General features: G+C 63.5%; 26 protein-coding genes and 1 tRNA gene. 14 read left to right on the top strand and 13 right to left on the bottom strand.

Going from position 1 to position 23,280, the window contains the following annotated elements:
* Nucleotides 1–9: 9 nt before the first annotated feature.
* Complete coding sequence (locus ACQR1X_RS26805) at nucleotides 10–372, bottom strand: ChaB family protein (RefSeq protein WP_409997988.1); 363 nt, start codon at nucleotides 370–372, stop codon at nucleotides 10–12.
* Nucleotides 373–392: 20 nt separating this feature from the next.
* Here ACQR1X_RS26805 and ACQR1X_RS26810 point away from each other — a divergent pair, with 20 nt between their 5' ends.
* The 4 genes from ACQR1X_RS26810 (at nucleotide 393) to ACQR1X_RS26825 (ending at nucleotide 4,434) form a co-directional block, all read left to right on the top strand.
* Complete coding sequence (locus ACQR1X_RS26810; protein WP_434899957.1) at nucleotides 393–1,736, top strand: nicotinate phosphoribosyltransferase; 1,344 nt, start codon at nucleotides 393–395, stop codon at nucleotides 1,734–1,736.
* A 67-nt stretch (nucleotides 1,737–1,803) separates the two neighbouring features.
* Nucleotides 1,804–3,519, top strand: a complete 1,716-nt coding sequence (gene polX / locus ACQR1X_RS26815; RefSeq protein WP_434899958.1) for a DNA polymerase/3'-5' exonuclease PolX — start codon at nucleotides 1,804–1,806, stop codon at nucleotides 3,517–3,519.
* A 74-nt stretch (nucleotides 3,520–3,593) separates the two neighbouring features.
* A complete protein-coding gene (locus ACQR1X_RS26820) occupies nucleotides 3,594–3,923 on the top strand; it encodes a hypothetical protein (protein ID WP_315805376.1) in 330 nt (109 codons plus the stop codon).
* A 163-nt stretch (nucleotides 3,924–4,086) separates the two neighbouring features.
* On the top strand, nucleotides 4,087–4,434 hold the full coding sequence (locus tag ACQR1X_RS26825) for a c-type cytochrome (RefSeq protein WP_315805377.1): 348 nt from the start codon (nucleotides 4,087–4,089) through the stop codon (nucleotides 4,432–4,434).
* A gap of 173 nt (nucleotides 4,435–4,607) precedes the next feature.
* Here the strand turns inward: ACQR1X_RS26825 and ACQR1X_RS26830 are convergent, their stop codons facing one another.
* From ACQR1X_RS26830 to groL, 3 genes are all read right to left on the bottom strand, one after another.
* Nucleotides 4,608–5,033 (bottom strand): DUF2267 domain-containing protein, encoded by a 426-nt coding sequence (locus ACQR1X_RS26830; RefSeq protein WP_315805378.1) that lies wholly within the window; start codon nucleotides 5,031–5,033, stop codon nucleotides 4,608–4,610.
* Between the two features lie 109 nt (nucleotides 5,034–5,142).
* Nucleotides 5,143–5,997, bottom strand: coding sequence for a universal stress protein (locus tag ACQR1X_RS26835; protein ID WP_434899959.1), 855 nt, complete (start codon nucleotides 5,995–5,997; stop codon nucleotides 5,143–5,145).
* Nucleotides 5,998–6,149: 152 nt separating this feature from the next.
* On the bottom strand, nucleotides 6,150–7,772 hold the full coding sequence (groL, locus tag ACQR1X_RS26840) for a chaperonin GroEL (protein ID WP_434899960.1): 1,623 nt from the start codon (nucleotides 7,770–7,772) through the stop codon (nucleotides 6,150–6,152).
* Between the two features lie 230 nt (nucleotides 7,773–8,002).
* On the opposite strand from groL, the gene ACQR1X_RS26845 reads away from it, so the two are divergent.
* The 3 genes from ACQR1X_RS26845 to ACQR1X_RS26855 all read left to right on the top strand — a co-directional run bounded on the left by ACQR1X_RS26845 (nucleotide 8,003) and on the right by ACQR1X_RS26855 (nucleotide 10,973).
* Nucleotides 8,003–9,238: a hypothetical protein gene (locus ACQR1X_RS26845; protein WP_316177690.1), complete on the top strand. Its 1,236-nt coding sequence runs from the start codon at nucleotides 8,003–8,005 to the stop codon at nucleotides 9,236–9,238.
* Nucleotides 9,239–9,462: 224 nt separating this feature from the next.
* Nucleotides 9,463–10,551: a hypothetical protein gene (locus tag ACQR1X_RS26850; protein WP_434899961.1), complete on the top strand. Its 1,089-nt coding sequence runs from the start codon at nucleotides 9,463–9,465 to the stop codon at nucleotides 10,549–10,551.
* A gap of 215 nt (nucleotides 10,552–10,766) precedes the next feature.
* Nucleotides 10,767–10,973 carry a hypothetical protein gene (locus tag ACQR1X_RS26855; protein WP_434899962.1) on the top strand — a complete coding sequence of 69 codons (207 nt, stop codon included), beginning with the start codon at nucleotides 10,767–10,769 and terminating at the stop codon, nucleotides 10,971–10,973.
* A 13-nt stretch (nucleotides 10,974–10,986) separates the two neighbouring features.
* Here ACQR1X_RS26855 and ACQR1X_RS26860 read toward each other — a convergent pair.
* The 5 genes from ACQR1X_RS26860 to mobA form a co-directional block, all read right to left on the bottom strand.
* Nucleotides 10,987–11,062: transfer RNA gene (locus ACQR1X_RS26860), tRNA-Ile, on the bottom strand.
* Nucleotides 11,063–11,237: 175 nt separating this feature from the next.
* Nucleotides 11,238–12,209, bottom strand: a complete 972-nt coding sequence (locus ACQR1X_RS26865; RefSeq protein WP_316217674.1) for a Bug family tripartite tricarboxylate transporter substrate binding protein — start codon at nucleotides 12,207–12,209, stop codon at nucleotides 11,238–11,240.
* Nucleotides 12,210–12,292: 83 nt separating this feature from the next.
* Nucleotides 12,293–13,504: an ABC transporter substrate-binding protein gene (locus tag ACQR1X_RS26870; protein WP_315805409.1), complete on the bottom strand. Its 1,212-nt coding sequence runs from the start codon at nucleotides 13,502–13,504 to the stop codon at nucleotides 12,293–12,295.
* A gap of 186 nt (nucleotides 13,505–13,690) precedes the next feature.
* Nucleotides 13,691–14,281, bottom strand: a complete 591-nt coding sequence (locus ACQR1X_RS26875; protein ID WP_316177697.1) for a cation transporter — start codon at nucleotides 14,279–14,281, stop codon at nucleotides 13,691–13,693.
* A 9-nt stretch (nucleotides 14,282–14,290) separates the two neighbouring features.
* Entirely contained in the window at nucleotides 14,291–14,920 is a 630-nt protein-coding gene (gene mobA / locus ACQR1X_RS26880; RefSeq protein WP_315805411.1) for a molybdenum cofactor guanylyltransferase MobA, read from the bottom strand.
* A gap of 241 nt (nucleotides 14,921–15,161) precedes the next feature.
* Here mobA and mobB point away from each other — a divergent pair, with 241 nt between their 5' ends.
* The 4 genes from mobB (at nucleotide 15,162) to ACQR1X_RS26900 (ending at nucleotide 18,858) form a co-directional block, all read left to right on the top strand.
* Nucleotides 15,162–15,695: a molybdopterin-guanine dinucleotide biosynthesis protein B gene (gene mobB, locus ACQR1X_RS26885; protein WP_316177702.1), complete on the top strand. Its 534-nt coding sequence runs from the start codon at nucleotides 15,162–15,164 to the stop codon at nucleotides 15,693–15,695.
* Between the two features lie 116 nt (nucleotides 15,696–15,811).
* Entirely contained in the window at nucleotides 15,812–16,051 is a 240-nt protein-coding gene (locus ACQR1X_RS26890; RefSeq protein WP_315805442.1) for a sulfurtransferase TusA family protein, read from the top strand.
* A gap of 732 nt (nucleotides 16,052–16,783) precedes the next feature.
* Nucleotides 16,784–18,439 carry an OFA family MFS transporter gene (locus tag ACQR1X_RS26895; protein ID WP_434899963.1) on the top strand — a complete coding sequence of 552 codons (1,656 nt, stop codon included), beginning with the start codon at nucleotides 16,784–16,786 and terminating at the stop codon, nucleotides 18,437–18,439.
* A gap of 167 nt (nucleotides 18,440–18,606) precedes the next feature.
* Nucleotides 18,607–18,858, top strand: a complete 252-nt coding sequence (locus ACQR1X_RS26900) for a hypothetical protein (protein ID WP_434899964.1) — start codon at nucleotides 18,607–18,609, stop codon at nucleotides 18,856–18,858.
* 25 nt (nucleotides 18,859–18,883) lie between these two features.
* On the opposite strand, the gene dapA is transcribed toward ACQR1X_RS26900, so the two are convergent.
* The 4 genes from dapA to ACQR1X_RS26920 all read right to left on the bottom strand — a co-directional run bounded on the left by dapA (nucleotide 18,884) and on the right by ACQR1X_RS26920 (nucleotide 20,986).
* Complete coding sequence (dapA, locus tag ACQR1X_RS26905) at nucleotides 18,884–19,834, bottom strand: 4-hydroxy-tetrahydrodipicolinate synthase (RefSeq protein ID WP_434899965.1); 951 nt, start codon at nucleotides 19,832–19,834, stop codon at nucleotides 18,884–18,886.
* Nucleotides 19,831–20,106: a hypothetical protein gene (locus tag ACQR1X_RS26910; RefSeq protein ID WP_434899966.1), complete on the bottom strand. Its 276-nt coding sequence runs from the start codon at nucleotides 20,104–20,106 to the stop codon at nucleotides 19,831–19,833. Before ACQR1X_RS26910 ends, dapA begins: the two co-directional genes overlap by 4 nt.
* Nucleotides 20,107–20,242: 136 nt before the next feature.
* Nucleotides 20,243–20,527 carry a hypothetical protein gene (locus ACQR1X_RS26915; protein WP_316177710.1) on the bottom strand — a complete coding sequence of 95 codons (285 nt, stop codon included), beginning with the start codon at nucleotides 20,525–20,527 and terminating at the stop codon, nucleotides 20,243–20,245.
* 18 nt (nucleotides 20,528–20,545) lie between these two features.
* On the bottom strand, nucleotides 20,546–20,986 hold the full coding sequence (locus ACQR1X_RS26920) for a hypothetical protein (protein ID WP_434899967.1): 441 nt from the start codon (nucleotides 20,984–20,986) through the stop codon (nucleotides 20,546–20,548).
* A 297-nt stretch (nucleotides 20,987–21,283) separates the two neighbouring features.
* Here ACQR1X_RS26920 and ACQR1X_RS26925 point away from each other — a divergent pair, with 297 nt between their 5' ends.
* The 3 genes from ACQR1X_RS26925 to kdpA are packed head-to-tail and all read left to right on the top strand — an operon-like array spanning nucleotide 21,284 to nucleotide 23,277.
* Nucleotides 21,284–21,439 carry a hypothetical protein gene (locus ACQR1X_RS26925; protein WP_316239218.1) on the top strand — a complete coding sequence of 52 codons (156 nt, stop codon included), beginning with the start codon at nucleotides 21,284–21,286 and terminating at the stop codon, nucleotides 21,437–21,439.
* A 10-nt stretch (nucleotides 21,440–21,449) separates the two neighbouring features.
* On the top strand, nucleotides 21,450–21,539 hold the full coding sequence (locus ACQR1X_RS26930; RefSeq protein WP_042340291.1) for a K(+)-transporting ATPase subunit F: 90 nt from the start codon (nucleotides 21,450–21,452) through the stop codon (nucleotides 21,537–21,539).
* A gap of 34 nt (nucleotides 21,540–21,573) precedes the next feature.
* Nucleotides 21,574–23,277, top strand: a complete 1,704-nt coding sequence (gene kdpA / locus ACQR1X_RS26935) for a potassium-transporting ATPase subunit KdpA (protein ID WP_434899968.1) — start codon at nucleotides 21,574–21,576, stop codon at nucleotides 23,275–23,277.
* Nucleotides 23,278–23,280: the final 3 nt, after the last annotated feature.

The raw sequence follows: 23,280 nt of genomic DNA on the forward strand, positions 1-23,280 counted from the left end.
GCCGGCGGTCTAATGATCGTGGGGCAGCGGTTCCCAGCGGTCGCCGACCTTCACGTAGGATCGCTTCACCGCCGCCCAGGCTATGCGGTGAGCAATCTCCTCCTGCCGTTCGTCTTCCGCATGGGAGGCAAAGGCGTGGTTGAACGCTTCGCGATAAATGTCCTGCGCGTGCGATGGGAGGTGAGCGCGAACAGGAGGGGGAAGATCGATATTTGTGCGATAGGGCATGGCTGGTGCCTCGGACGTAAACTGCCGCGCCTTGCTCGGGACGCCGCGGCGTTTCCACCAGAAAGGATAGACGCAACTTGCTTCCGCCTCTTGACCGGCGTCAAACAGGAAATGCGCATAAATCGACAGGATGACCGACGTCATGTGAGCGCCGAGGAACATCGATGGACCCGTCACCGAGCGCGCTGCTAACCGATCTGTATCAGATGACCATGATCGAGGCGTATCTTGAATCGGGCCAGACTGGTACAGCCGTGTTTGAGTTCTTTGTACGCAAGCTGCCGCCGCAGCGCAGCTTCCTGATGGCGGCCGGACTGGAGCAGGCGCTCGACTTCCTGCAAAACATGCGGTTCTCGCAAGACGAACTCGGCTGGCTTGAGCGAACTGACAGGTTCAGCAAGTCGTTGATCGACTATCTCGCCAATTTCCGCTTCACCGGCGAGGTCCACGCGATGCCGGAAGGCACCGTGTTCTTTGGCAATGAACCGATCCTTAGGGTTACAGCTCCTTTGCCGGAGGCGCAGCTTGTCGAGACGCGCCTGATCAACATCCTGCATTTTCAGACGCTGATTGCCTCCAAGGCCGCGCGCATGGTCTTACTCGCGCCAGACAAGCTCCTGATCGACTTCGGCTTGCGTCGCGCCCATGGCGCCGAGGCAGGGCTGCTGGCTGCCCGCGCGAGCTATGTCGCGGGATTTTCCGGCACGGCAACCCTCCTGGCCGAGAAGTCATTCGGCATTCCGACCTATGGCACCATGGCGCATTCGTTCGTTCAATCCTTTGATGACGAAGCTGCAGCATTCGAAGCGTTTGCGCGCGCCCGGCCGAAGAATCTCGTCCTGCTGATCGACACTTATAACACCGAGGCGGCCGCGAGGAAGGTCGTCATGCTGGCGCCCCGATTGAAGGAGCTTGGAATTGCCGTCAGCGCCGTGCGGATTGACAGCGGGGATCTGTCTGCGCTCGCCAGGAACGTGCGCTGCATTCTGGATGCCGGCGGACTCCATGACACCGGCATCTTTGTCAGTGGCGGAATAGAGGAGGGCACCCTGATTGCCTTCGCTCGGGACGCGGCGCCGATCGACGGTATCGGCATCGGCACGGGCCTCGTCACGTCGTCCGATGCGCCGGCACTCGACTGTGCCTATAAGCTGCAGGAGTATGCGGGCTTGCCGCGCCGCAAGCGCTCGACGGGAAAGGCCACCTGGCCCGGCCGCAAGCAGGTTTGGCGCCGGTATGACAGCGATGGCCGTATGCTCGCCGACATTCTTTCGACCGAAGAGGACCAACAGGAGGGGGAAACACTGATCCAAGCTGTGATGCTCGGCGGACGCCCTGTCGGCTCTCGACCATCACTTCACGACATCCGGGCTCACGCGCGCCGGCAACTGGATCAACTGCCGCCGGAGCTGAGAACCGCCAAGTCGGCTGCGCACTATCCGGTGCAGATTTCAAGCCGTCTTGAACAGCTGGCAGCTGTCGCCGACCGAATAGGCTCGCGTCCCTGAATTCTGATCTGCATCAAGGGAAACAGCTCGATCCGTCTCTAGCCTGTCGAGCGACGGAGGTGCATCGATGCCGGTACAGAATGCCGAAATTGCAGAGATGTTCGACCAGACCGCCGAACTTCTCGAGATCAAGGGCGGCAATCCGTTTCGTTCGCGGGCCTATCGCAATGCTGCGCGGGCGATCGAGCGCCTTCCCAAGAGCATCACCAACCTCTTGAAGGCGGGCGAGGATCTTTCCGAGCTGCCAGGTATCGGCAAGGATCTGGCAGGAAAGATCGAAACGATCGTCGCGACCCATCATTTCGATGTGCTGGACAAACTCAAGCGTGAACTGCCCGGCGATCTCGGTGAGATCGCGGCGCTCCCGGGCTTGGGTCCGAAGCGCGTCAAACTGCTCTACGACAAGCTGGGCGTGCGGTCACTCGAGGACCTCAGGCGCGCGGTGAAGTCGGGTCGGCTGAGAGAGCTTCGAGGCTTCGGTGCCAAGAGCGAGGAAAAGCTCGCCGCGGCGCTGGCCAAGCCTCGCGCCGAGAGGCGCTTCAGATTATCCGAGGCCGAAGCCGAAGCGGAAGCACTCCTCAGCCATCTGAGGCCGAACGCGAGCAACGGACGGGTGATCGTCGCCGGAAGCTACCGCCGCAGGCGCGACACCGTCGGCGATCTTGATATCCTGATGGTGGCGCGTGACGGCCACGCCGCCGGCGAGAGACTCTCTCGATATGACAATGTCGCTGATGTGCTTGCTCATGGCGATACGCGGACGGCGGTGGTGCTGCGCTCCGGGCTGCACGTCGACCTGCGCGTTGTTCCTGAGGCAAGCTACGGCGCCGCGCTGATGTATTTCACCGGATCCAAGGCGCACAACATCTCCTTGCGCGGACTCGCTAACGACCACGGCTGGAAGCTGAACGAATACGGCCTCTTCGCCGGTAAACGGCGCATCGCCGGAGCAACCGAGGAGGAGATCTACGGCAAGCTCCGGCTGCCCCTGATTCCGCCCGAGATGCGCGAGGATCGCGGCGAGATCGCGCTCGCAAAGGCAAAGAAGCTCCCGAAACTGATTACGCTGTCCGATATTCGAGGCGACCTGCACGTCCATTCCAAATGGACCGACGGCACCGCCGCGATCGCCGAGATGGCGGCTGCCGCCAAGGCAAGGGGCTATGCCTATATGGCTCTGACCGACCATAGCCAACACGTCACTGTCGCCCATGGTCTCGATGCCGGACGTCTGTCGCGTCAGATCGACGAGATCGATCGTTTGAACGACCGGCTGGATGGCTTTACGGTGCTGAAAGGTGCTGAAGTCGATATTCTGGCGGATGGACGGCTTGATCTGCCTGACAAGATCCTGTCGCGGCTCGATCTGGTCGTTGCTTCCGTTCACTACAAATTCGAGCTCTCGCGCAAGATGCAGACCGAGCGCATCATCCGGGCGATGGACAATCGCCATGTCTCGATTATCGGTCATCCGACCGGACGGTTGATCGGGGACCGCGAGCCTTACGAGATCGACATGGAAGCCGTCATTGCGGCGGCGCGCGAGCGCGGCTGTCATCTCGAACTCAACGCCGACCCGGACCGGCTCGATCTCAACGATATCCATGCTCATGCCGCCAAGTCCGCGGGCGTCAAGCTGGCAATCTCGACGGACGCACATTCGACGGCTGGATTCGCCAACATGCGTTTCGGCGTCGATCAGGCGCGCCGAGGCTGGCTCGAAGCCGCGGACGTCATCAACACCCAACCCTTGTCGCGGGCGAAGAAATTGCTGAAGCGCTAGCGCATTGTTTGATCCTTCGCAACGTTGCGCACGCGATGTTGCGTTCTGTTAGGTAACAGCGCAGGAGGAATGAAATGAGCTTCGAGAAGAAGATTGGCACGGTTGCGACCGCGGCTGTCCTGACCCTTGCGCTGCTTGCACCCACGGGGGCCGACGCTCGCAACGGGCGCGTTGCCGCAGGAATCGTCGGCGGCCTGGCTGCCGGCGCACTGTTCGGCGCGGCCCTCAGCGGCGGCTATTGGGGGCCGTATCCCTATTACGGCTATCCGGGGCCAGTCTATTACGACCCACCGGCACCGTATTGGGGGCCAGGTCCGTTTTGGGGACCGTACGGATACGGCGACTGCCATGTCCGGGCGGTCCGGCACAGGCGGCACGTGCACTACGTGCGGGTCTGCTATTGAATTCGCTTGCACTCGAGCAACGTGCAGGGCTGTCATGTTGCTGCGTCTCATGCGGACGAAGGACACGTGATTGGCTGTCGCGTGCTGGATGATTTGCAACGGGCGACGGTATGCGGATCGGTCAAGCCGGGCCGGTGCCGATCACTTGCGGAGAGTCGGACGCATGTCAGGGCGTTTCAAGGTTCGGGCTCTGGGCCTCCTGGTCGGGCTGCTCTCGTGTTGGCCGACAAACGTGGACGCCGCGAACCTCAGCAAGGCCGCGCAACGAGGCAGGGCCATCCTGCAGGAAAAATGCGGGCGCTGTCATGCGATCAGATCGGTTGGCGAAAGCCCGCTCGAGAATGCTCCGCCGATGCGCGATATCTACGCCCGGTTCAATCGGCGCGAGTTGCAGGCGGAGCTGTCGGAAGGCATGGTGTCGAGGCACAGGGATATGCCGCAAATTGAATTTTCCGACGAGGACGTTTACGCGATCATGAGCTACCTCTACGTTCTTGCAGTCAGGAAATGAATGCTCGTTGCCCAGGAAAGTGTTGATCCCTGCACATCGAAGTTCACGTGGTCGGGCTGCGTGGGTCCATTCGACGGTCTGACGGCATCGCCACTGGTCTGGCGGCACGCAGCTGGACCGGTATGAAGGCTTCCCGTCGGTGGGCGCTCGGCGGACGTGGCCAGATGCCCGGATTATGATTTCAATTCGCGGATCTGCGCCGGCAGATGGTGCATCAGTTTCTCAAATTCACCGGGATCGAGCTTCTCCCACGCGATCTCGAACACCCCGCGAATGACGCTCAGCGGCTCGATGGGAAATTGCTGGGGCAGCTCCATTGCGACGTGATCAGCAAAGTCGCTGGCATGTCGCTCCTTGGTCGGCGTTCCCGCCGCGTGCCAGTTCTCGTAGTAAATCCCGCGCAGGAGGATCGGCAGCTGGGCGCCAAGCTTGGTCGCCACCTCCGGAGGTACGCGATCGCGCAACGCATGCAGAACAGCCCGGAGCGCGTTGTAGGCCTGTTGACGGCTACCGAGCTCCAGCTGCTCCTCGATCGCCTTGAGCCAGAGATTCGTCTCCTGAATGGTGTGATCCAGCGCGGTAACACCTGTTACGCCCATGATGCGTTCTCCTAGATTGGCACATCAGAATAGCGGCATCCCGGATCGACGGCGTCACCGCAATCACGTCCATTCTCATGATCCGGTGAGCACGGATGCCGGCCTCGATTCAATGCGACAGCAGGGTCGGGATCGTCATCGTCTTCAGCATTTCACGGGTGACGCCGCCGAAAATGCCTTCCTGCAGGCGGGAATGCCCATATGCCCCCATCACCAGCATGTCGAGACTTTCGTCGGCGGCCAGGGACAGGATGGACGGCTGAATCTCGGAATGCTCCGCCGTCAGCTCAAGCAGCGTTGTCGTAAGTCCGGCACGAGCCATGTGTTCGGTCAATTTTCGCGCTGAAGCCTCGGTGGGAGCAACCTGCGCCTCATTGATCGAAATCGTGACCAGCGCTTCTGCCTGAGAGAGAAACGGTGTTGCGTCCTTGAAAGCGCGGGCGGCAAGGCGGCTTCCATCCCAGCAGATGCCGATACGGTTGGCCTTGAAAGTGCCGCGGAAAATATGCGGCACGAACAGGACGGGTCCGCCCGCCTGGAGCAGGATCTCGGTCGCAGTCCTATTGTCGTGACTGTCCTGTGTTGCGTCCGTCTGCAGGACCACCGTCAGCTCATAGAGCCTGGCCGCAGCGCCGAGCGCGGACGCGGCTTCACCGGGCAGGTCCTCGACCGAGCGGCTTGCGTGAGAGATGTTTGCATTCCGGGCTTCCGTCTCGAAAATGGCGAGTGCGGCCGCGCTGCGTTGGGCGGCGCGTTGCCGCTCCATTTCGAAGATCTCTGAAGAGACGACCGCTGCGCCCGCGCCTCCATCGACCACATACGCGCTACCGGGCGGGATGTATCCGACTGCAATCGCATCGAGATGGGCGTCGAACCGGGCAGCCAACGAGACTGCGGCAGAAACGACAGGCTGCGGTGGCTGCTCGGTCGGAATGTAGACGAGAATGTCGTTGATCTTGATCATGACGACCTCACTCCGGGACCAAATCCATACTCTCAGTCGGATGAAGCGGCATGTTGACTTGAATCAACAGTCAATGACCGGCCGTCACCCAGCGGGCCCCCGCAAAGTTGTTGCTCCGCTCGGGGGCACAGCCCCGTCTTCGTGGTCTGGCGTCACACCGGCATTTCCGGTTCCGCTAACCGTTCGCGCTTTGGCTCCGCGATTTCGGTCATCGTCGCCTCGGTCAGCAGGAGGATGCCGGCAACCGACACCGCGTTCTCGAGGGCTGTCCGAACGACCTTCGCGGGATCGACAATGCCGGCCTCGACCAGGTCGACATATTGCTTGCGCGCGGCGTCAAACCCGAAATTGCCGACGCCACTCAGCATGCGCGCGACGACCACGCCGCCATCCGTTGCCGAGTTCTCAGCAATTTGGCGAGCGGGGGCCTCGAGCGCGCGCTTCAAGATCTGTACACCGGTCTTTTCGTCGCCATCGCAGAGTGCTTCCTCCTTGCCGACGGCTTCGACGCATCGAAGCAAGGCAAGCCCGCCGCCTGGCACGATACCTTCTGCAACGGCCGCCTTTGTCGAACTGATGGCGTCGTCGAGCGCCTCTTTTCGTGATTTCATCTCGGCTTCAGTCGGCGCTCCGACACGGATAACGGCAACCCCGCCCGACAGCTTGGCGAGCCGCTCCTCAAGCTTCTCCTTGTCGTACTCGCCGGTCGTTTTCTCGATCTCGCGGCGAAGTTGTTGCATCCGCGCATCGATCTGGCTGCGTTCGCCTTTGCTGCCGATCAGCGTGGTGTTTTCCTTGTCGGCAACCACACGGGCGACATGCCCCAGCTGCTGCAAAGTAGCGTTTTCAAGCTTCGAACCAAGATCGTCGGAGACGACCTGGGCGCCGGTGAGGATTGCAATATCCTGCAACATGGCCTTGCGTCGCTCACCAAAGCCGGGCGCCTTGACGGCGCAGCCTTTCAGCACGCCGCGAAGCTGATTAACGATGAGCGTGGCCAACGCCTCGCCTTCGATGTCTTCGGCGATGATCAGGAGCGGTTGTGCCGATTTTGCGATCTGTTCGAGCAGCGGGATAATGTCGCGCAGAGCGCTGATCTTGTGGTCGCACAACAGGATGAGCGGCTCTTCGAGAACCGCTTCCATGCGATCGGCATCGGTCACGAAGTAGGGCGACAGGAAGCCGCGGTCGAATTTCATCCCTTCGACCACGTCGAGCGACGTTTCGATGGTCTTGGATTCCTCCACCGAGATCACTCCATCGCTTCCGACTTTCTCGAGCGCATCGGCGACCAGCGCGCCAATGGACGGATCATTATGAGCCGAGATGGTGGCGACCTGAGCTCTTTCCGCCTTTGTCCTGACGGGTCGCGCCATTGCATGGAGGGCCGCTATCGTCGCGCGGGCAGCGCGGTCGAGGCCCCGTTTCAGATCGATGGCACTGGCGCCGGCGACGACGTTCCTGACGCCGTCGGCAAGAATCGCATGTGCCAGGATCGTGGAGGTGCTTGTTCCGTCGCCAACGAGATCGCCGGTCTTCTCCGCGGCCTGACGCAGCACCTGCGCTCCGAGATTCTCCTCCGGATCCTTGAGGTCGAATTCCTTGGCGATCGTGACGCCATCGTTGCATACGATCGGGGTGCCCCAGCTCTTCTGGATCAGTACTGATTTTGATTTCGGGCCGAGCGTCACCCGCACTGCGTCCGCAAGCAGCGAGGCTCCGCGCAGGATCTTCTCGCGGGCCGCGGAATGAAACAGCACCTGCTTGTGAGGCATCAATCGCTCCTCAGAAGGACGGCTTTCATCAGACCAAAATAGAAGTGACGCCGTTTTGAACGCTTGATCCTGATCAAGCCTAGGCCTGGGAGCGGCTCGCCGGCTGGACGCCGAGCGGCCTTGCATTGCCCCCAGAGCAAGCCTAGCTTGTTGCAAGCCTTGGTAGAAATCAGCTTTGCTGCGGCAACGCGCCGCGCAGCTCTCGCTGCGAAATTCATTGGGAGCGGGACGTGCGCTCTATTCCAATTCCTCGGCTCAATGGGCCTTTTTGGACCATCGTCCTTCAACTGGCGACATGCTTGCTTCCCGGCCTGGCGTGGGGCGACGCTCCCAGCAAGCCGGCGTTGACGGTTGTTCTCGAGCGCAATGAAATCCTCGCCGGCCAGACGATGAGCTTCGGCATATGGATTGAGAATGCGACCGAAGCCAGGATCATTGACGCGGGTCTTAGCTTGTTTGGTCCTCCGTTTTTGAGGATCGGAAGCCTCGGGCCAGACGGCACATGCGCCGTAAAAGACACCATCGGTCTCGGCACTGTTGAGCCCGGTTCGACTTTGGTGCGCAGCAGAATGTGCCTCAAAGCCGATTCCAGCATCGAAGAGCGCGACGAGAACCTGGCGTTCAGTGTCAGTTATTCGCTCCAAAACGTGAAGGACAGCAGAACGACCGCCGGCGCATTGGTAGCGGAAAAGAAGATGAGCATCGGCCTTTTTGGGACTGAGAGCGTCGGCGGTGTTTCGCTCCGCCTCGCGTCGTACGTCATTCCCGGCACGTTCTTCTTGATGATTTTGCGGCTATTCGCACCCAAGGAATCAAAAATCGAACTCGGCGCGACCGAGTCCGTTACACTCAGCATTTTTATCTCGACTCTTTTGTTCCTTGGGACGGCGTATCTCATTCCTTCCTTGCAGCTGCGTTTTGCGGGGATCGGATCAACCGTGAGCGCGATCGCGTTTCTCGCGCTGTGTGGCACTGCAATTGTGCTTGGCGGAGTCTTGGCTGCCGTCCTGCAAGGTATTTCAAGGATCGGCGCTCGGGAGCGCAATGCGCGCATTGTCCAAGAAAACGATGGGGTCGGCCCGATAATTCAGAAAGCTGTGCGTGCGGCCGGGGGCAAATTCGATCCGGTTATGATGATCGCGGATGGCAGGCAATACTTCGGCTCGCTTGTCGTGCCTGCGAGCAATGGTGGCAGGATTCTGCTCGGCTGGTTTCAGCTGAAGGCCCCTGATGCGAAGTGCCGATCGGAACTGAAAGAATGGTTTGATAAAGATGAGTTCGTCAAACCGATTGAAGCAGCAGCCCGATGGGGAGTCGAACCGACCATGTTCGATCCGATCAAGGAATCAAAGGCCGGCAATCTGGAGCCGACCGAATTTCTCTGGATGTACTTTGACGAAAAGGCTGCGCGGTTGCCCGCCGGGCGCGAGGATCTTGCACAAATGAAACCGCTCACCTTGACCTGAACAGCCGGCCAGGACCGGCCTTGCGGCCGGTCCCAGGAGATCGCTGCCGCCTTGCTCGCCTGGTCGGTAAGCACTGGCGGCATATTTGGGCAGTCGCCCAGCTGTACAGCTCGGTGATACTAGCGCGCATAGCGCGAGAAGACAATGGTTTGCGGATGACCGGTGAAGCGAGATGCCGGGGATGCTGCGCTTGTGAGGTAATCGATCTTGTGAGGAAATCGACAATGGCGCGCGTTGTCTATTGTGTTTTTGACGTCCACCTCTGGTCGCAGCCGTTCGTTGCGGCCGATTTTGATCCACGGGTTCACTTCCTTTGGTCCGCTCGTGAATATCGTGAGATGCGCAGCCAGGGGGCCAAGATTGAGCTCGCGAACCTTGTCCTTCTTCCACTGAACGATGAATTCGACCTGCGCCGGAATCACTTCTGGCCGCGCTATCAGGCGGTCGCCAGCAATATCGCGGGGACCATAACCTCGTTTGGAGATGCCTGCGATCTTGTGTGGCCTCTGCGCTGCAGGCCCCCAAATCTCGATTTAACGCTCAACGAGGCCGTGTGGCACACCGCAGGGAAAGTGCGGTCAACGATCTGGCTTTGGCCGTTCGGCTGGTCTTCCATGCTCGAGATCGACCTTCCCGCAGACGATGAGTTTGACGGCCTGCTGGATATTGGAGTCTCGTTGCGTGAGAAGGACCCGGCTCCTTTGCTTCTGAAGGGAAAGGCGGTCGGGCTATCCGGCGCGCTTGCTCATCTCTCCCAACTCGTCAGGCAGGATCTGTGCACCCCGGCCGCACAGGGAAGGGCGATGGAAACGACCCGCCTTCCGCGCTACGTAGTCTGCGCGCTCGAACTGTCGAAGGGATTTCAGATCCGTGAGAACATTCCTGTCGCGGATCAGATGCTGTTGATCGGGGCTGTGCGCGGACAGCAGCTCGACCTCACCAAGTTTCTCAGCAATCGTCCGCTATTTACTCGGCTCGGCTACGGCAATTTTGCCGTTACCGATTTCGATGCGGGGACCGCAATCGTGCAGCGGCACTGGCAGGACCGGCCGGGCACAAAGCTCAAAAGCAATCGTTGCTTCTACGTCAACACACGGAACTTTTTCTCGATTTTTCTGACACTTCATCGAATGATCTCCTACTTCACCGTGAAGTCAAAGGACGATGCAAGGGCGGTGGCGGCCGCATCAGTGCTTGCGTCCTTACCTGCCGAGTATCAAAACAAGCTCTGCTCGGATTTCGCCGCCAATTACGCGCCGCTGCACGGTGTTCCTGTTGCCGGTAACAAGAATCCCGCTCTGCCAGCTTCTTGAGGCAACAGTGCAGTATTCGCTACGCTGATCGTTCAGTGGATCGCAGGTCAAGGTGCGGGAACATACGAGGCGGTCTTGGGCCAGGTGCGCCGCCGGGTGCCGCCCACAACTGCGTCCTGTTCGACGTGTCGAGATGCTGCGCGGCTCGCAGATGCGGGTGGGGATTGGGCGCAGAGCCCGCTCTTGGCGCTCGCGCTGCGCCACACGGCGGCGACGTGGCTTATGCAGCGGCGCGCGAACCGTGGCAGGCCGCAGGCTTTCTCGGAATGCCGGTCAAGGTGCTGCTCGACACCTTCGGCCATCATCGCCCGGATTACGTGCGCGAGGCCGCGGCCGCGAATGCCTCGAAGGATCGCAAGCAGAACCTATCGGTGGTCGAAACGGTGGTTCACTTCGAAAAACACTTGGCGCGTAAGCCGTAACTCTTGAGCTCATTGGTGGGCCCGGCAGGACTCGAACCTGCAACCAGACCGTTATGAGCGGTCGGCTCTAACCATTGAGCTACAGGCCCCCGCGACGCTGAGGTCTTGCCGGCGGCGGGCAGGAGCGGGCCTGTCCGGCGCGGCATCGGAACCCCAACGACGGCTCGGGCTCCGTTTACAGCCTGGCCAGCAATCCGGCAATGCCGCTGCCCGATTGTTTTGGCGCGGCTCCGTCGCACGGTCCCGTCCAGGCCCGCCGCGACGCTAGTCCACCGAAACCCCGGCGAATTCCACCACCTTGCGCCACTTCTCGGTCTCGTCGACGACCAGCTTGCCGAACTCCGCCGGTGTCATCGCGCGCGGGATGCCGCCGGTCTCGGTGAGCCGCGCCACCAGCTTGGGGTCCTTCAGCGCCTCGCCGACGGCCTTGTTGAGGATCTCGACGATCTCGGGCGGCGTGCCCTTGGGCGCCGAGATGCCGTAGAAGCCGACCGATTCGTAGCCGGGCACGGTCTCGGCGATCGCGGGCACGTCCGGCACCGTCGGCCAGCGCTGCGGCGAGGTGACGCCGAGCGCGCGGACGCTGCCGCCGCGCGACTGTTCCAGCGCCGTGGGCAGGTTGTCGAAGATCAACTGCACCTTGTTGGAGATGATGTCGGGAAAGGCCAGCGCCGAGCCGCGATAGGGCACATGCAGCATGTCGCATTTGGTCATCGCCTTGAACAGCTCGGCCGCCATGTGCACCGAGGTGCCGTTGCCCGAGGAGGCGAAGGCGATCTTGCCCGGGTTGGCCTTGCAGTAGTCGATGAACTCCTTGACGGTCTTGGCCGGCACGTCGTTGCTCACCACCAGCATGTTGGTGAGCTGCATGATGCTGGCGACCGGCACGGTGTCGCGGATGAAGTCATAAGGCAGCTTCTTGTAGAGCGAGGTGCTGATCGCGTTGTTGGGCGCGACGAACAGCAGCGTGTAGCCGTCGGGCGGGGAGTTGATCGCGGCCGCGGCCGCGATGTTGCCGCCCGAGCCGGTGCGGTTCTCGACCACGACCTGCTGGCCCAGGTGGTCGGACAGCCACTGCGCCATGATTCGGGCGACGATGTCGACCGGCCCGCCGGGGGCAAAGCCGATCAGCCAGCGGATGGGACGGTCCGGATAGGCGGCGAGCGCCGGTCCCGGTTTGGCGGCGAGGCCCGCCGCGACGATCAGCCCGAACAGCAGCGCGCGCGCCAGCTTCATGCCCGTCTTCCCCCATTGATTGTTGTCGTTCAGCTCGCATGCGGCGGCCCGGTCGCCCCGGCCGCCGATCGTTCAGTGCGCCGTCACTTCTTGATCAGCGGGCACGCGGGATCGGGCGGGCCGAACGCGTCATCGCCTTTGATGGTCGCGAGGATCTTGTAGTAGTCCCACGGATATTTGCTCTCCTCCGGCGATTTGACCTGCGCCAGCACGAGATCATGCACCATCAGATTGTCGGCGCGCAGCTTGCCGTTGCGGGCGAAGAAGTCCTCGACCGGCGTCTCACGCATCTTCGCGGCGACCGCGAGCGGATCGTCGCTGCCCGCCGCCTTGATGGCGTTGAGATAGTGCATGACGGCGGAATAGACGCCGGCCTGCCACATCGTCGGCATCCGGTTCATCTTGGCGAAATAGCGCTTCGACCATTCGCGCGTCTTGTCGTCCATGTCCCAGTAGAACGAGGTGGTGAGCAGGAGCCCTTGCGCGGCCGGCAGGCCGAGCGAATGGATGTCGGTGACCAGCGCGAGCAGCGCCGCCATCTGCTGTCCGCCCTTGAGCAGGCCGAACTCGGATGCGGTCTTGATCTCGTTCATGTTGTTGGGCGGGCCGGCGGCGATGCCGATGATCTTGGCCTTGGAGGCCTGCGCCTGCAGGATGAAGGACGACAGATCGGGCGTCGCGAATGGCGGCCGCACCGCGCCGACGACCTTGCCGCCATTGGCGGTGACGACGCTCGAGGCGTCGCGCTCCAGCGAATGGCCGAAGGCGTAGTCGTCGGTGATGAAGAACCAGCTGTCGCCGCCGCGCTTGACGACCTCCTTCGCCGTGCCGGTGGCGAGCGCGCGGGTGTCGAACACCCATTGCATCGCGTAGGGCGAGCAGAACTTGCCGTGGAAATCGGCGGCACCGGTCGACTGGGTGATGAACAGCTTCTTCTTCTCGGTGGCGATGGTCTGCACGGCGAGGCCCACCGCGGAGACCGGCACGTCGACGATGAGATCGACCTGCTCGGTGTCGTACCAGCGGCGCGCGATCGCAGCGCCGATGTCGGGCTTGAGCTGATGATCGCCGACGATGACGCTGATCGGCTTGTCCAGCACCTTGCCGCCGAAATCATCGACCGCCATCTGCGCCGCGGTGACGGAGCCTTGGCCGGTCGGCGTCGAGGCCGGGCCGTTCATGTCGCTGAGCACGCCGATCTTGACGACGTTGTCGGAGATCTCGGCCTGCGCGGCGGTCGTGACCAGCAGCGCGGCTGCGGCCCACGCCGCCCGCTTCAAATAGCTGAGTTGCAATCAGTCCTCCACCGGTACCGGCGTGACGCCGTTGTTTGTTCCGGCTCTGCCGGCCGGTCCGCCTATCTGCAATCAATCCAGGGCGGCCGTCAATCATGCCGGACGGCGGAGCGGTGGAGCGGTCCTGTGCGCTGCAATGCCGCAAGGAGTGAGGTCGTCGCGCACGCGCGCGGGATGCTCGGCCGTTCAGGCCTTGGCGGTCTTTTGCTCCTCGTGCGCAGCCTCCCACACCTCGCGCGCGGCGTCCGCATTCATGAGCGCGATACCGACACCCACGATCAGGTCCGGCCAGATCGAGGGCCACACAAAGGCGGTCACGAGACCGACCGCGATGATCGCGATGTTGGCGAAGGCGTCGTTGCGTGCGGACAGGAAGGCGGCGCGGGTGAGGCTGCCCTGGTGGTCCCTGACCCGCGCCAGGATCAACGCGCAGCCGAGATTGACGATCAGCGCGCCGAGGCCGGTCACGGTGAGCGGCAGCGGTGCGGGTGCGATCGGCGTGAAGAACTTCTCGCCGGCGGTCCACAGTCCGGCGACCGCGGGCGCCAGCAGGATCAGCGCCAGCGCCTTGCCGAGCAGCGCCCGCTGCGGCGCGCTCCAGCGCAGCGCCAGCGCAATCAGGATGTTGACCGAGGCATCCTCCAGAAAGTCGACGCTGTCGGCAAACAGCGACACCGAGCCGATCGCCAGCGCCACGGCGAACTCGATGCCGAAATAGCCGAGATTGAGCGCGGCAACGACAAGCACGGCGCGGCGAACGATGGTAGTCGCGTCCATCAGGCGTCCTCAATCATCGAGAGCCGCGAGCCGCTCCGCCTCGGCGAGGTCGAGCGCGGTGTTGGCATTGAAGAACGGATCCAGCGGAACCGACGGCCAGCTCACGGTCGCGACCTTGTAGCGCGCCGTGAAGCGGGTGACCTTCCGGATGTCCTCCGCGACCAGGGCGTGCCGGAGATCCTCGCGCAGCCCGACCGGCCACAGCCCGATCACCGGATGGGTCTGTCCGCCGGACGCCGCCACCGCCAGTTCGGCCTGCTCCGCCGCCCGCGCTGTCGCCAGCCGCGCGACCAGATCGCGCGGCAGGAAGGGGCAGTCGCCGGCGGCGCTCAGCATCCAACGTGCCTCCGGCATATGCGCCGCAACCCAGTCGAGCCCGGCGAGAATGCCGGCGAGCGGGCCCGGGAAGCCGGCGACGCCATCCGGCACGACGGCCAGGCCGTTGCCCGCGAAGCGCGCGGGGTCGCCGTTGGCATTGAGGATCAGCCGGCTGCACTGCGGCGCCAGCCGCGCGATCACGCGCTCCAGGATGGTGCGGCCGTCGACCATGCGCAACGGCTTGTCGCCGCCGCCCATCCGCTGCGCGCGACCGCCGGCGAGCAGCACGCCGGGGATCGAAGTCGAGGTCATGGCTGTCATCGCGGGCTCGTTACCACGACTGCTGCCAGGGCGTCAGCGTCGGCCCGCGCGCGATCCACCATTTGCGCCTGCGCGGCGGCCGTACCGGCATGCCCCTCCCTGACGAGCCCTTGCCTGGTCCGCGCGGCTGCTGGCATGACATCGCTAAGAGTGGATATGGCGTTCCACGGGGCCTTCGGGCCATCGATCGATCCCGCGCTCCTGGCTGTGCAAAAGCGCCGGGGCCTTTCTGGAGACTGCGATGAAAGTCATCGGCCTCGCCGGCTGGAGCGGCGCCGGCAAGACCACGCTGCTGACGCGGCTGATTCCTCATCTCAGGGGGCAGGGACTGCGCGTCTCGGTGATCAAGCACGCCCATCACAAGTTCGACGTCGACGTCCCGGGCAAGGATTCGTGGCGGCATCGCGAGGCCGGGGCCGAGGAGGTTCTCGTCGCGTCGGGCACGCGCTGGGCGCTGATGCACGAGCTGCGAGGCGCAAGGGAGCCGGCCCTCGCGGAGCTGCTGGCGAGATTGTCTCCCGTCGATCTGGTCGTCATCGAAGGCTACAAGGCCGGCCCGCATCGCCGCATCGAGGTGCATCGCGCAGCCAATGGCAAGCCGCTGATGTTTCCCGACGATCCGGGCATTGTCGGGCTCGTCAGCGACGGCGATGCCGAGACGGCGTTGCCGCGCGCTCATCTCGACGATATCCCGGCGGTCGCGGCACTCGTCCAATATCTGGCGATGCCGCGGGCGGACGTTCTCGCGCTGGGCGACAAACCTGGTGTTCCATGATGGAACTCGCGAGTTCGCACCCGCATCTTCTGGCATTCATGGAACCCAGTTCCGGGTTCCATGGGATGATGCGACCCGGGTTGACGTGCCGGAACCGCTTCTCCATGGTCGCGCGCATGATGATGACGAGGCTGGATCTGACGGGCCTGAAGTGCCCATTGCCGGTGCTGAAGACCCGGAAGGCGCTGCAGACGCTCAAGGCGGGAGAGCGGCTCGAAGTGTGCTGTACCGATCCGCTCGCAGTGATCGACATCCCGAATCTGGTGCGGCAGACCGGGGATCGGGTCGAGAGCGTCGATCGCACCGAGCGCGGCATTCTGTTTCGGATCGAGAAGGCCGCGGAACCGGCCGGATGATCCGCGCGGCGACGACATCCTCTGCTGCTGGCTGCTCGAACTACGTAGTTCGCGCGATGTCTCGGCGCATCGATGTGTCAAGGGATCGTGCTGCTTCCTATCGTCGCAGGGGCGCCAACCCGAGCTCACAACAATGCCGCGTTCTCAGTCCAGGCTTGCGATGCTGTTGCCAGGCAAGGACAAGTTGTTCCTTCTTCACGTTTCCGCGAGCGCGCGCATGCGGCGTCGAGCCGTGTCCGTCGCTGATGGTCCGCACATCTCATTAGTTGATTCCATCAGGGATGGCCGTGACGCGTCGGGAAAGTAATCGAGAGCAACATGACTACAGCCGTGAGTGGCGGTCGCGTTGGTTGCACGTGAATTTGTGTGTTTGTTAGCAACACATTCGCGCTGCAGTGCGATCAATCCACCAAGATTGACCGATTATTACCATTTTACTATCGACAATTTGCCTCGGTTCTGCACCAATTGGGGCGCTTCCGCGGAGGTTGCGGGGGGCGAGTCATGCCCGCTGGGGAGCGGGCCAGGCAGAACAGCGGCACAAGCAAGAATGGTGACGGCATAACGTCTCGGGTGGGGTGTTATGCGCATCGAGGCAGTGATGAGCGTTTGTGCGTTGCAAGACTGCTCTGGTACGCGATAGCGGGCGGGGTGAGTGGGCGTATTGATTCTGATCAAGGGGACAGAACATGACGTTGTTGCGTTGGGCGAGAGTCCGTAGGGGAGGAATGCATGGCTACCATTGAAAGCGCGGGCACGCTCCCGGGCGCGCAGGCGGGAATCTTCGATCGTGAGCACACGGTCGCCAAGGCCGGGTTCAACCGCTGGCTGGTTCCTCCGGCTGCGCTGTGCATCCATCTGTGCATCGGCATGGCCTATGGCTTCTCGGTGTTCTGGCTGCCGCTGTCACGCGCGATCGGCGTGACCAAGACCCAGGCCTGTCCGGACATGTCCCTGGTGCAGGAGCTGTTCACGACGAGCTGCGACTGGAAGGTCGCGAGCCTCGGCTGGATGTACACTCTGTTCTTCGTGCTGCTCGGCGCCTCCGCGGCGATCTGGGGCGGCTGGCTCGAACGGGCCGGACCGCGCAAGGCGGGCGCCGTCGCGGCCTGCTGCTGGGGCGGCGGCCTGCTGTTCGCAGCGCTCGGCATCTACGTGCATCAGCTCTGGATGATGTGGCTCGGTGCCGGCGTCATCGGCGGCATCGGCCTCGGCCTCGGCTACATCTCGCCGGTGTCGACCCTGGTGAAATGGTTCCCGGACCGGCGCGGCATGGCGACCGGCATGGCGATCATGGGCTTCGGCGGCGGCGCGATGATCGGCGCCCCGCTCGCCAACCTGCTGATGAACTACTTCAAGACCCCGACCTCGGTCGGTGTCTGGGAGACCTTCGTCACGATGGGCGTGATCTATTTCGTGTTCATGATGATCGGCGCCTTCGCCTATCGCGTCGCTCCGGTCGGCTGGCAGCCCGAGGGCTGGACGCCGCCGGCAGTGAAGAAGGCGATGATCTCGGAGCACCATGTGCATCTCGACAACGCGCACAAGACTCCGCAGTTCTGGCTGGTCTGGTGGGTGCTCTGCTTGAACGTGTCGGCAGGCATCGGCGTGATCGGCATGGCCTCGCCGATGCTGCAGGAGATCTTCGCCGGCAAGCTGATCGGTTTGCCCGACGTCAGCTTCAACCAGCTCGACGCCACCCAGAAGGCGGCGATTGCGGGCATCGCGGCAGGCTTTGCCGGCCTATTGTCGCTGTTCAACATCGGCGGCCGTTTCTTCTGGGCGTCGCTGTCGGACCACATCGGCCGCAAGAACACCTATTACTGCTTCTTCCTGATCGGCATCGTGCTCTATGCGCTGGCGCCGACCTTCGCAGCGATGGGATCGAAGCTGCTGTTCGTGGCGGCCTTCGCCATCATCCTCTCGATGTATGGCGGCGGCTTTGCGACAGTCCCGGCCTATCTGGCCGACCTGTTCGGCACCCAGTTCGTGGGCGCCATCCACGGCCGTCTGCTGACGGCCTGGGCGACGGCCGGCATCATCGGTCCGGTGGTCGTCAACTACATCCGCGAGTTCCAGCTCGCCGCCGGCGTGCCGCGGGACCAGCTGTACAACACGACGATGTACATCCTCTGTGCCATGCTGCTCGCCGGCCTGATCTGCAACTTCCTGATCAAGCCCGTTGATCAGAAGTGGAACATGAGTGCGGACGAGGTCGCGAAGTACCAGGCGGAGCTGGCCAAGAACGAGTCGGCGATCCAGCACGGGTCGTTCGGCATCGGCAAGGGCGGGCTCGACGTCAAGGCCGGCTTGTTCTGGGCCTTCGTCGGCGTGCCGTTGGCATGGGGTGTCTGGAAGACGCTGGAAAGCGCGGTCAAGATCTTCTGATCCGAACCGGATCGGAGCGTGCGGGGCGGCCGGTTGGGCCGCCCCGCTTTTTTTGGGGCGACTTATGCTTTTCCTATGAGAGATGAAGTCAGCCCGTCTCGCATTCCTACGACGAGGGGCTCCATCTTCCGCTTTGCCGGCCGGATGTCGCGCCGGCTTGGCGGAGAATGAACATGAGCTCGGTCGAACCGTTTCGCGACGCCCGTGGCGCTTACGTCGCCTGGGCCCTGCGGCCTTCGCGCCTGATCAAGACGCTGCGCAAGACTGTCAGGGCCATCCGTGCGGCGATTGCCGTGGCCAAGCTCCGGCGCCTGCGCAACGAGTTGCTCTTCCGGCGCGGCTCTGGAGCGACGATCGAACTCGACGCCAGGCATCGGCCGCAAGCGCCTTTGCTTCTCGGCGACAAATGGGACTTCTGAGGCCTTCGGCCCGCGGATCGCCCTCTCAAAGCTGTGCTGCGTGCTTCGGAGACGTCGCGGCAGACGAGGCGCTCAGCCGCGCCATCGCTTGTCCGATCATTGTCTTCGCCGCCCCGTCAAGCTCGGTCAACGGCAAGCGCACACCGGCCGCAACAAGGCCCTGCAGGCTCAGGGCATATTTCAATGCTGCCGGCGCATCGCGATTGAACGCCTCGATCAGCGGCAGCAACCTGCCGTGCAGCCGTCGTGCCGCGCGCCAGCGAGCGCGCTGGCAGGTGACGAACAGCACGTTGCAGAGCTCCGGCGCGACGTTGGCCGCCAGCGAGAAGCAGCCATCGCCACCAGCGGCCGCGAACGGCACCGCCGCCATATCGTCGCCCGACAACAGGCGAAAGCCGGGTGGCGTCAGTGATCGCAGATGAACGGCGCGCGCGGTATCACCGGTGCTGTCGCGCAAGCCGACGAATTGCGCCCATCGCGACAGGCGGATCAGCGTCTCGTCCGGCAGCGCGCGCCCCGTGCGCGAGGGGCAATCATGCAGGATGACCGGCAGTGTGGTTGAGTCTCCGACCGCGCGGAAGTGCGCGTAGATGCCCTCTGCCGTAGGCCGGTTGTAGTAGGGGACCACCGACATGATCGCATCGGCGCCCGCGGCCGCCGCCTGCCGGGTGTTTTGCACGGCCTGGAGCGTCGCGTTGGAGCCCGCGCCGGCAATGACGCGAACCCGATTGCAGGCCGCGGTCACAGCCGCGCGAATGACCGCTTCGCGCTCCGCTGCCGTCAGCGTGGACGCTTCACCCGCGGTCTCGCAGACCAGGATCGCACTGGCGCCGGCTTCGATCTGCCGCTCGCACAATCGGGCGAGTGCGGCGATGTCGACTGCGCCGGTCGCATCGAACGGCGTCGGAATGTCTGCGATCGTGCCGGTCAGCCATCGTGCGGCAGGTCCACGCGGCGGCGTCGGGGCGGCACTCATGCGATCGGCCGCCGGCTGCTGCCAAACAACAGTCCGACGGGCGCGAAGCGTCCGTTGGCGTCGAGCTCGATCGTGCGCGACAGCTCGACGATCGTCTCCGGATGATGGCCATTCTCGAACAGTGCATATTTCATCGCTTCGGCGCGGCTGACGAACAGGCCGCCATAGAGCCCATTCTGCTCCTGGGCAACCCATTGGCCGCAGCTATTCCGACCGATGAGGACGAGGGCGGCAGCAGGCTTGTGACACGACGGAGGTTCGACGAGCTTCATGGACGTGGTCCTTCTGGTTCAAGCGCGCATCTCGTGAGATGACGTTGCGTTGGTTCATCGAATATCGCGGTGTACGGATAGGAATTCGAGGCGGCGGAGCGGTCGACGTCATAGGCGCCGCGTAGGCACGCGCCGGTCAGGATTCCGAGAGCTGGTTGAGTGCCATGACGCCGCAGTAGAGCGAGAGATAGCCGACCATCTCGTCCCAATGATTGAGGCTTGCGTTGAAGACGCGCTCACGGCGCAGCGTGGCGAGCACGGCACATAGGATGACGGTCATCCAGAGCAGGGCAGCGAGGCTGCGCCCGAAGCCGATGCTGCCGAACGTCGCGAACAGAACGAGGATCGCGGTTCGCAGCCCGAAGCGAAGCAATACTCTGGCCGGGGACAGCTCCACGGGCTCGCCGGCCGGGAGGATCATCGCCGCGCTCTCGTCCTCTCAGAAATTGTCGCAGCAGAGCAGGGTTGCGAGCACGGGCTCAGCGGAGCGTTCTCCGGAGACGGGCAGCGTCGGCTCGAGGCGACGCGCCTCGGCGGCTGCGTGGAGAATGGCGAGGGCGAGATCGGTGTGTCTGGCCTCGGCGCAATGGTCGAGCCAGTCCGGCAACTCGCGTCGTTGTGAGAGCGCGCAGTGCCATTCGCCGTCATCATAGGCGAGGCGGCGAAGCGACCATCGCGGCAATTGCAGCGCGATCAGCTCCAGCGCGGCATCGATCCGGGCCTCCGCCTGCATCATCCGGGCGATCCGGATCCGGCGCCGTCCGCGCGCCGACAGCGGCGAGACGCCATCGTCCTCGCCGAGAAGGTCGGTCAGCAGCGCGGCTGTTTCCTGCGCGGCCTGCCGTGGCTCGGCGAAATCTCGGGGTGTCGTGACCGGCATGATGATGCTCCGTCGTGATTGAGCGACGGCCCGCACCGGGCCGTGCCAACAATCTGGCGGCAGCGGCCGTAGGAATGCGAGACGGGCGAGGCCAGGAAGAAATAAGCGGCGCATAAGCGTGCGGCGCCACCGTGGGCGCTCCCTATGCAGCGGCGCTCATCGTCGGCCGGCTTCGGCCGCGGAATGCCGCGATCTTTATGAGATTCCTATAACTTTGCCGGCGGCGCGGTCTCGAAAACCTATGGTTCCGAATGCCATCTGTGCCGATGCAACGGACCGCGGGGCGCGGATGGGGGTTTGATCCATCACAAGTTGCGCGCTCCCGCAGACCCTACGCGTTGCGCGCCTCGCGCGCATGAGGAGCACACCATGCTGGACATCCTGATGCTGGCGCTGGCCGCCGGCTTGTTCGCCCTGGCGATCGGCTACACCTACGCCTGCGAGCGGCTCTAGGAGACGAGCCATGATCTTCGACTATTCGCTCGCCGGCGCGGTGTCGCTCGGCCTTCTGATCTACCTCACCTACGCGCTGTTGCGGCCCGAGCGGTTCTGACCGCCACCGTCGCACCCTCAAGGACAACATTCCCATGACCGTGATCGGCTGGATCCAGATCCTGCTCTACTGCGCCGTCATCGTCGCGCTCGCCAAGCCGCTCGGCTGGTACATGACGCGCGTCTTCAATGGCGAGCGCACCTTACTCTCGCCGGTGCTGCGGCCCGTTGAGTCCGCGATCTACTGGATCGGCGGCGTCGACGAGCGGCGCGAGCAGCATTGGCTGACCTACACGGTCGCGATGCTGCTGTTCCATGTCGGCGGCTTCCTGATCATCTACGGCGTGATGCGGCTGCAGGCCGTGCTGCCGTTCAATCCCGCTGGACAGTCCGCGGTCGCCGAGGATCTCTCCTTCAACACCGCGATCAGCTTCCTGACCAACACCAACTGGCAGAACTACGGTGGCGAGAGCACGCTCTCTTATCTCGTCCAGATGCTCGGGCTCACCCACCAGAACTTCCTGTCGGCCGCGACGGGCATCGTGCTCGCGATCGCGCTGATCCGCGGCTTCTCGCGCGCCTCGGCGCGGACCGTCGGCAATTTCTGGGTGGATATCACACGCTGCACGCTCTATGTGCTGCTGCCGCTCTGCATCATCTACACGCTGTTTCTGGTCTGGCAGGGCATCCCGCAGACGCTCGGGCCCTATGTCGAGGCGACGACCCTGGAAGGCGCCAAGCAGACCATCGCGCTCGGCCCGGTCGCCTCGCAGGTCGCGATCAAGATGCTCGGCACCAATGGCGGCGGCTTCTTCAATGCCAACGCCGCGCATCCGTTCGAGAACCCGACCGCGCTGTCGAACTTCATCCAGATGCTCTCGATCTTCGCGCTCGGTGCTGCCCTGACCAACGTGTTCGGCCGCATGGTCGGCAATCAGCGCCAGGGCTGGGCGCTCCTCGCCGTGATGGGCGTGCTGTTCATCGCCGGCGTCGCCATCACCTACTGGGCCGAGGCCAACGGTACGACCACGCTGAACGCGCTGGGACTGACCGGCGGTAACATGGAGGGCAAGGAGGTCCGCTTCGGCGTCGTCGCGTCGTCGCTGTTCGCCGTCATCACCACGGCCGCCTCCTGCGGCGCGGTCAACGCCATGCACGACAGCTTCACCGCGCTCGGCGGCATGATTCCGCTGATCAACATGCAGCTCGGCGAGATCATCGTCGGCGGCGTCGGCGCCGGCCTCTACGGCATGCTGCTGTTCGTCGTGCTCGCGATCTTCGTTGCCGGCCTGATGGTCGGGCGTACGCCGGAATATGTCGGCAAGAAGATCGAGGCCCGCGAGGTCAAGATGGCGATGCTGGCAATCCTGGTGCTGCCCTTGATGTATCTCGGCTGGACCGCGGTCGCGGTGGTGCTGCCACCGGCCGTCGCCTCGATGGCCAATGCCGGACCGCACGGCTTCACCGAGGTGCTCTACGCCTACACCTCGGCGACGGCCAACAACGGCTCGGCGTTCGCGGGCCTCACCGGCAACACCTTCTTCTACAATCTGACGCTCGCCTCCTCGATGTTCGTCGGCCGCTTCTTCATGATCATCCCGGCGATGGCGATCGCGGGCTCGCTCGCGCAGAAGAAGTCGATCCCGCCCTCGGCCGGCACGTTCCCGACCACCGGCGGCCTGTTCGTCGGCCTCGTCGTCGGCGTCATCCTGATCATCGGCGGCCTCACCTTCTTCCCGGCTCTCGCCCTCGGTCCGATCGTCGAGCATCTCGCGATGGCCGCCGGCACCGTGTTCTGATTT

Origin of the sequence: Bradyrhizobium sp. HKCCYLRH3073 (assembly GCF_051167995.1) — a bacterium.
GTDB lineage: Bacteria > Pseudomonadota > Alphaproteobacteria > Rhizobiales > Xanthobacteraceae > Bradyrhizobium.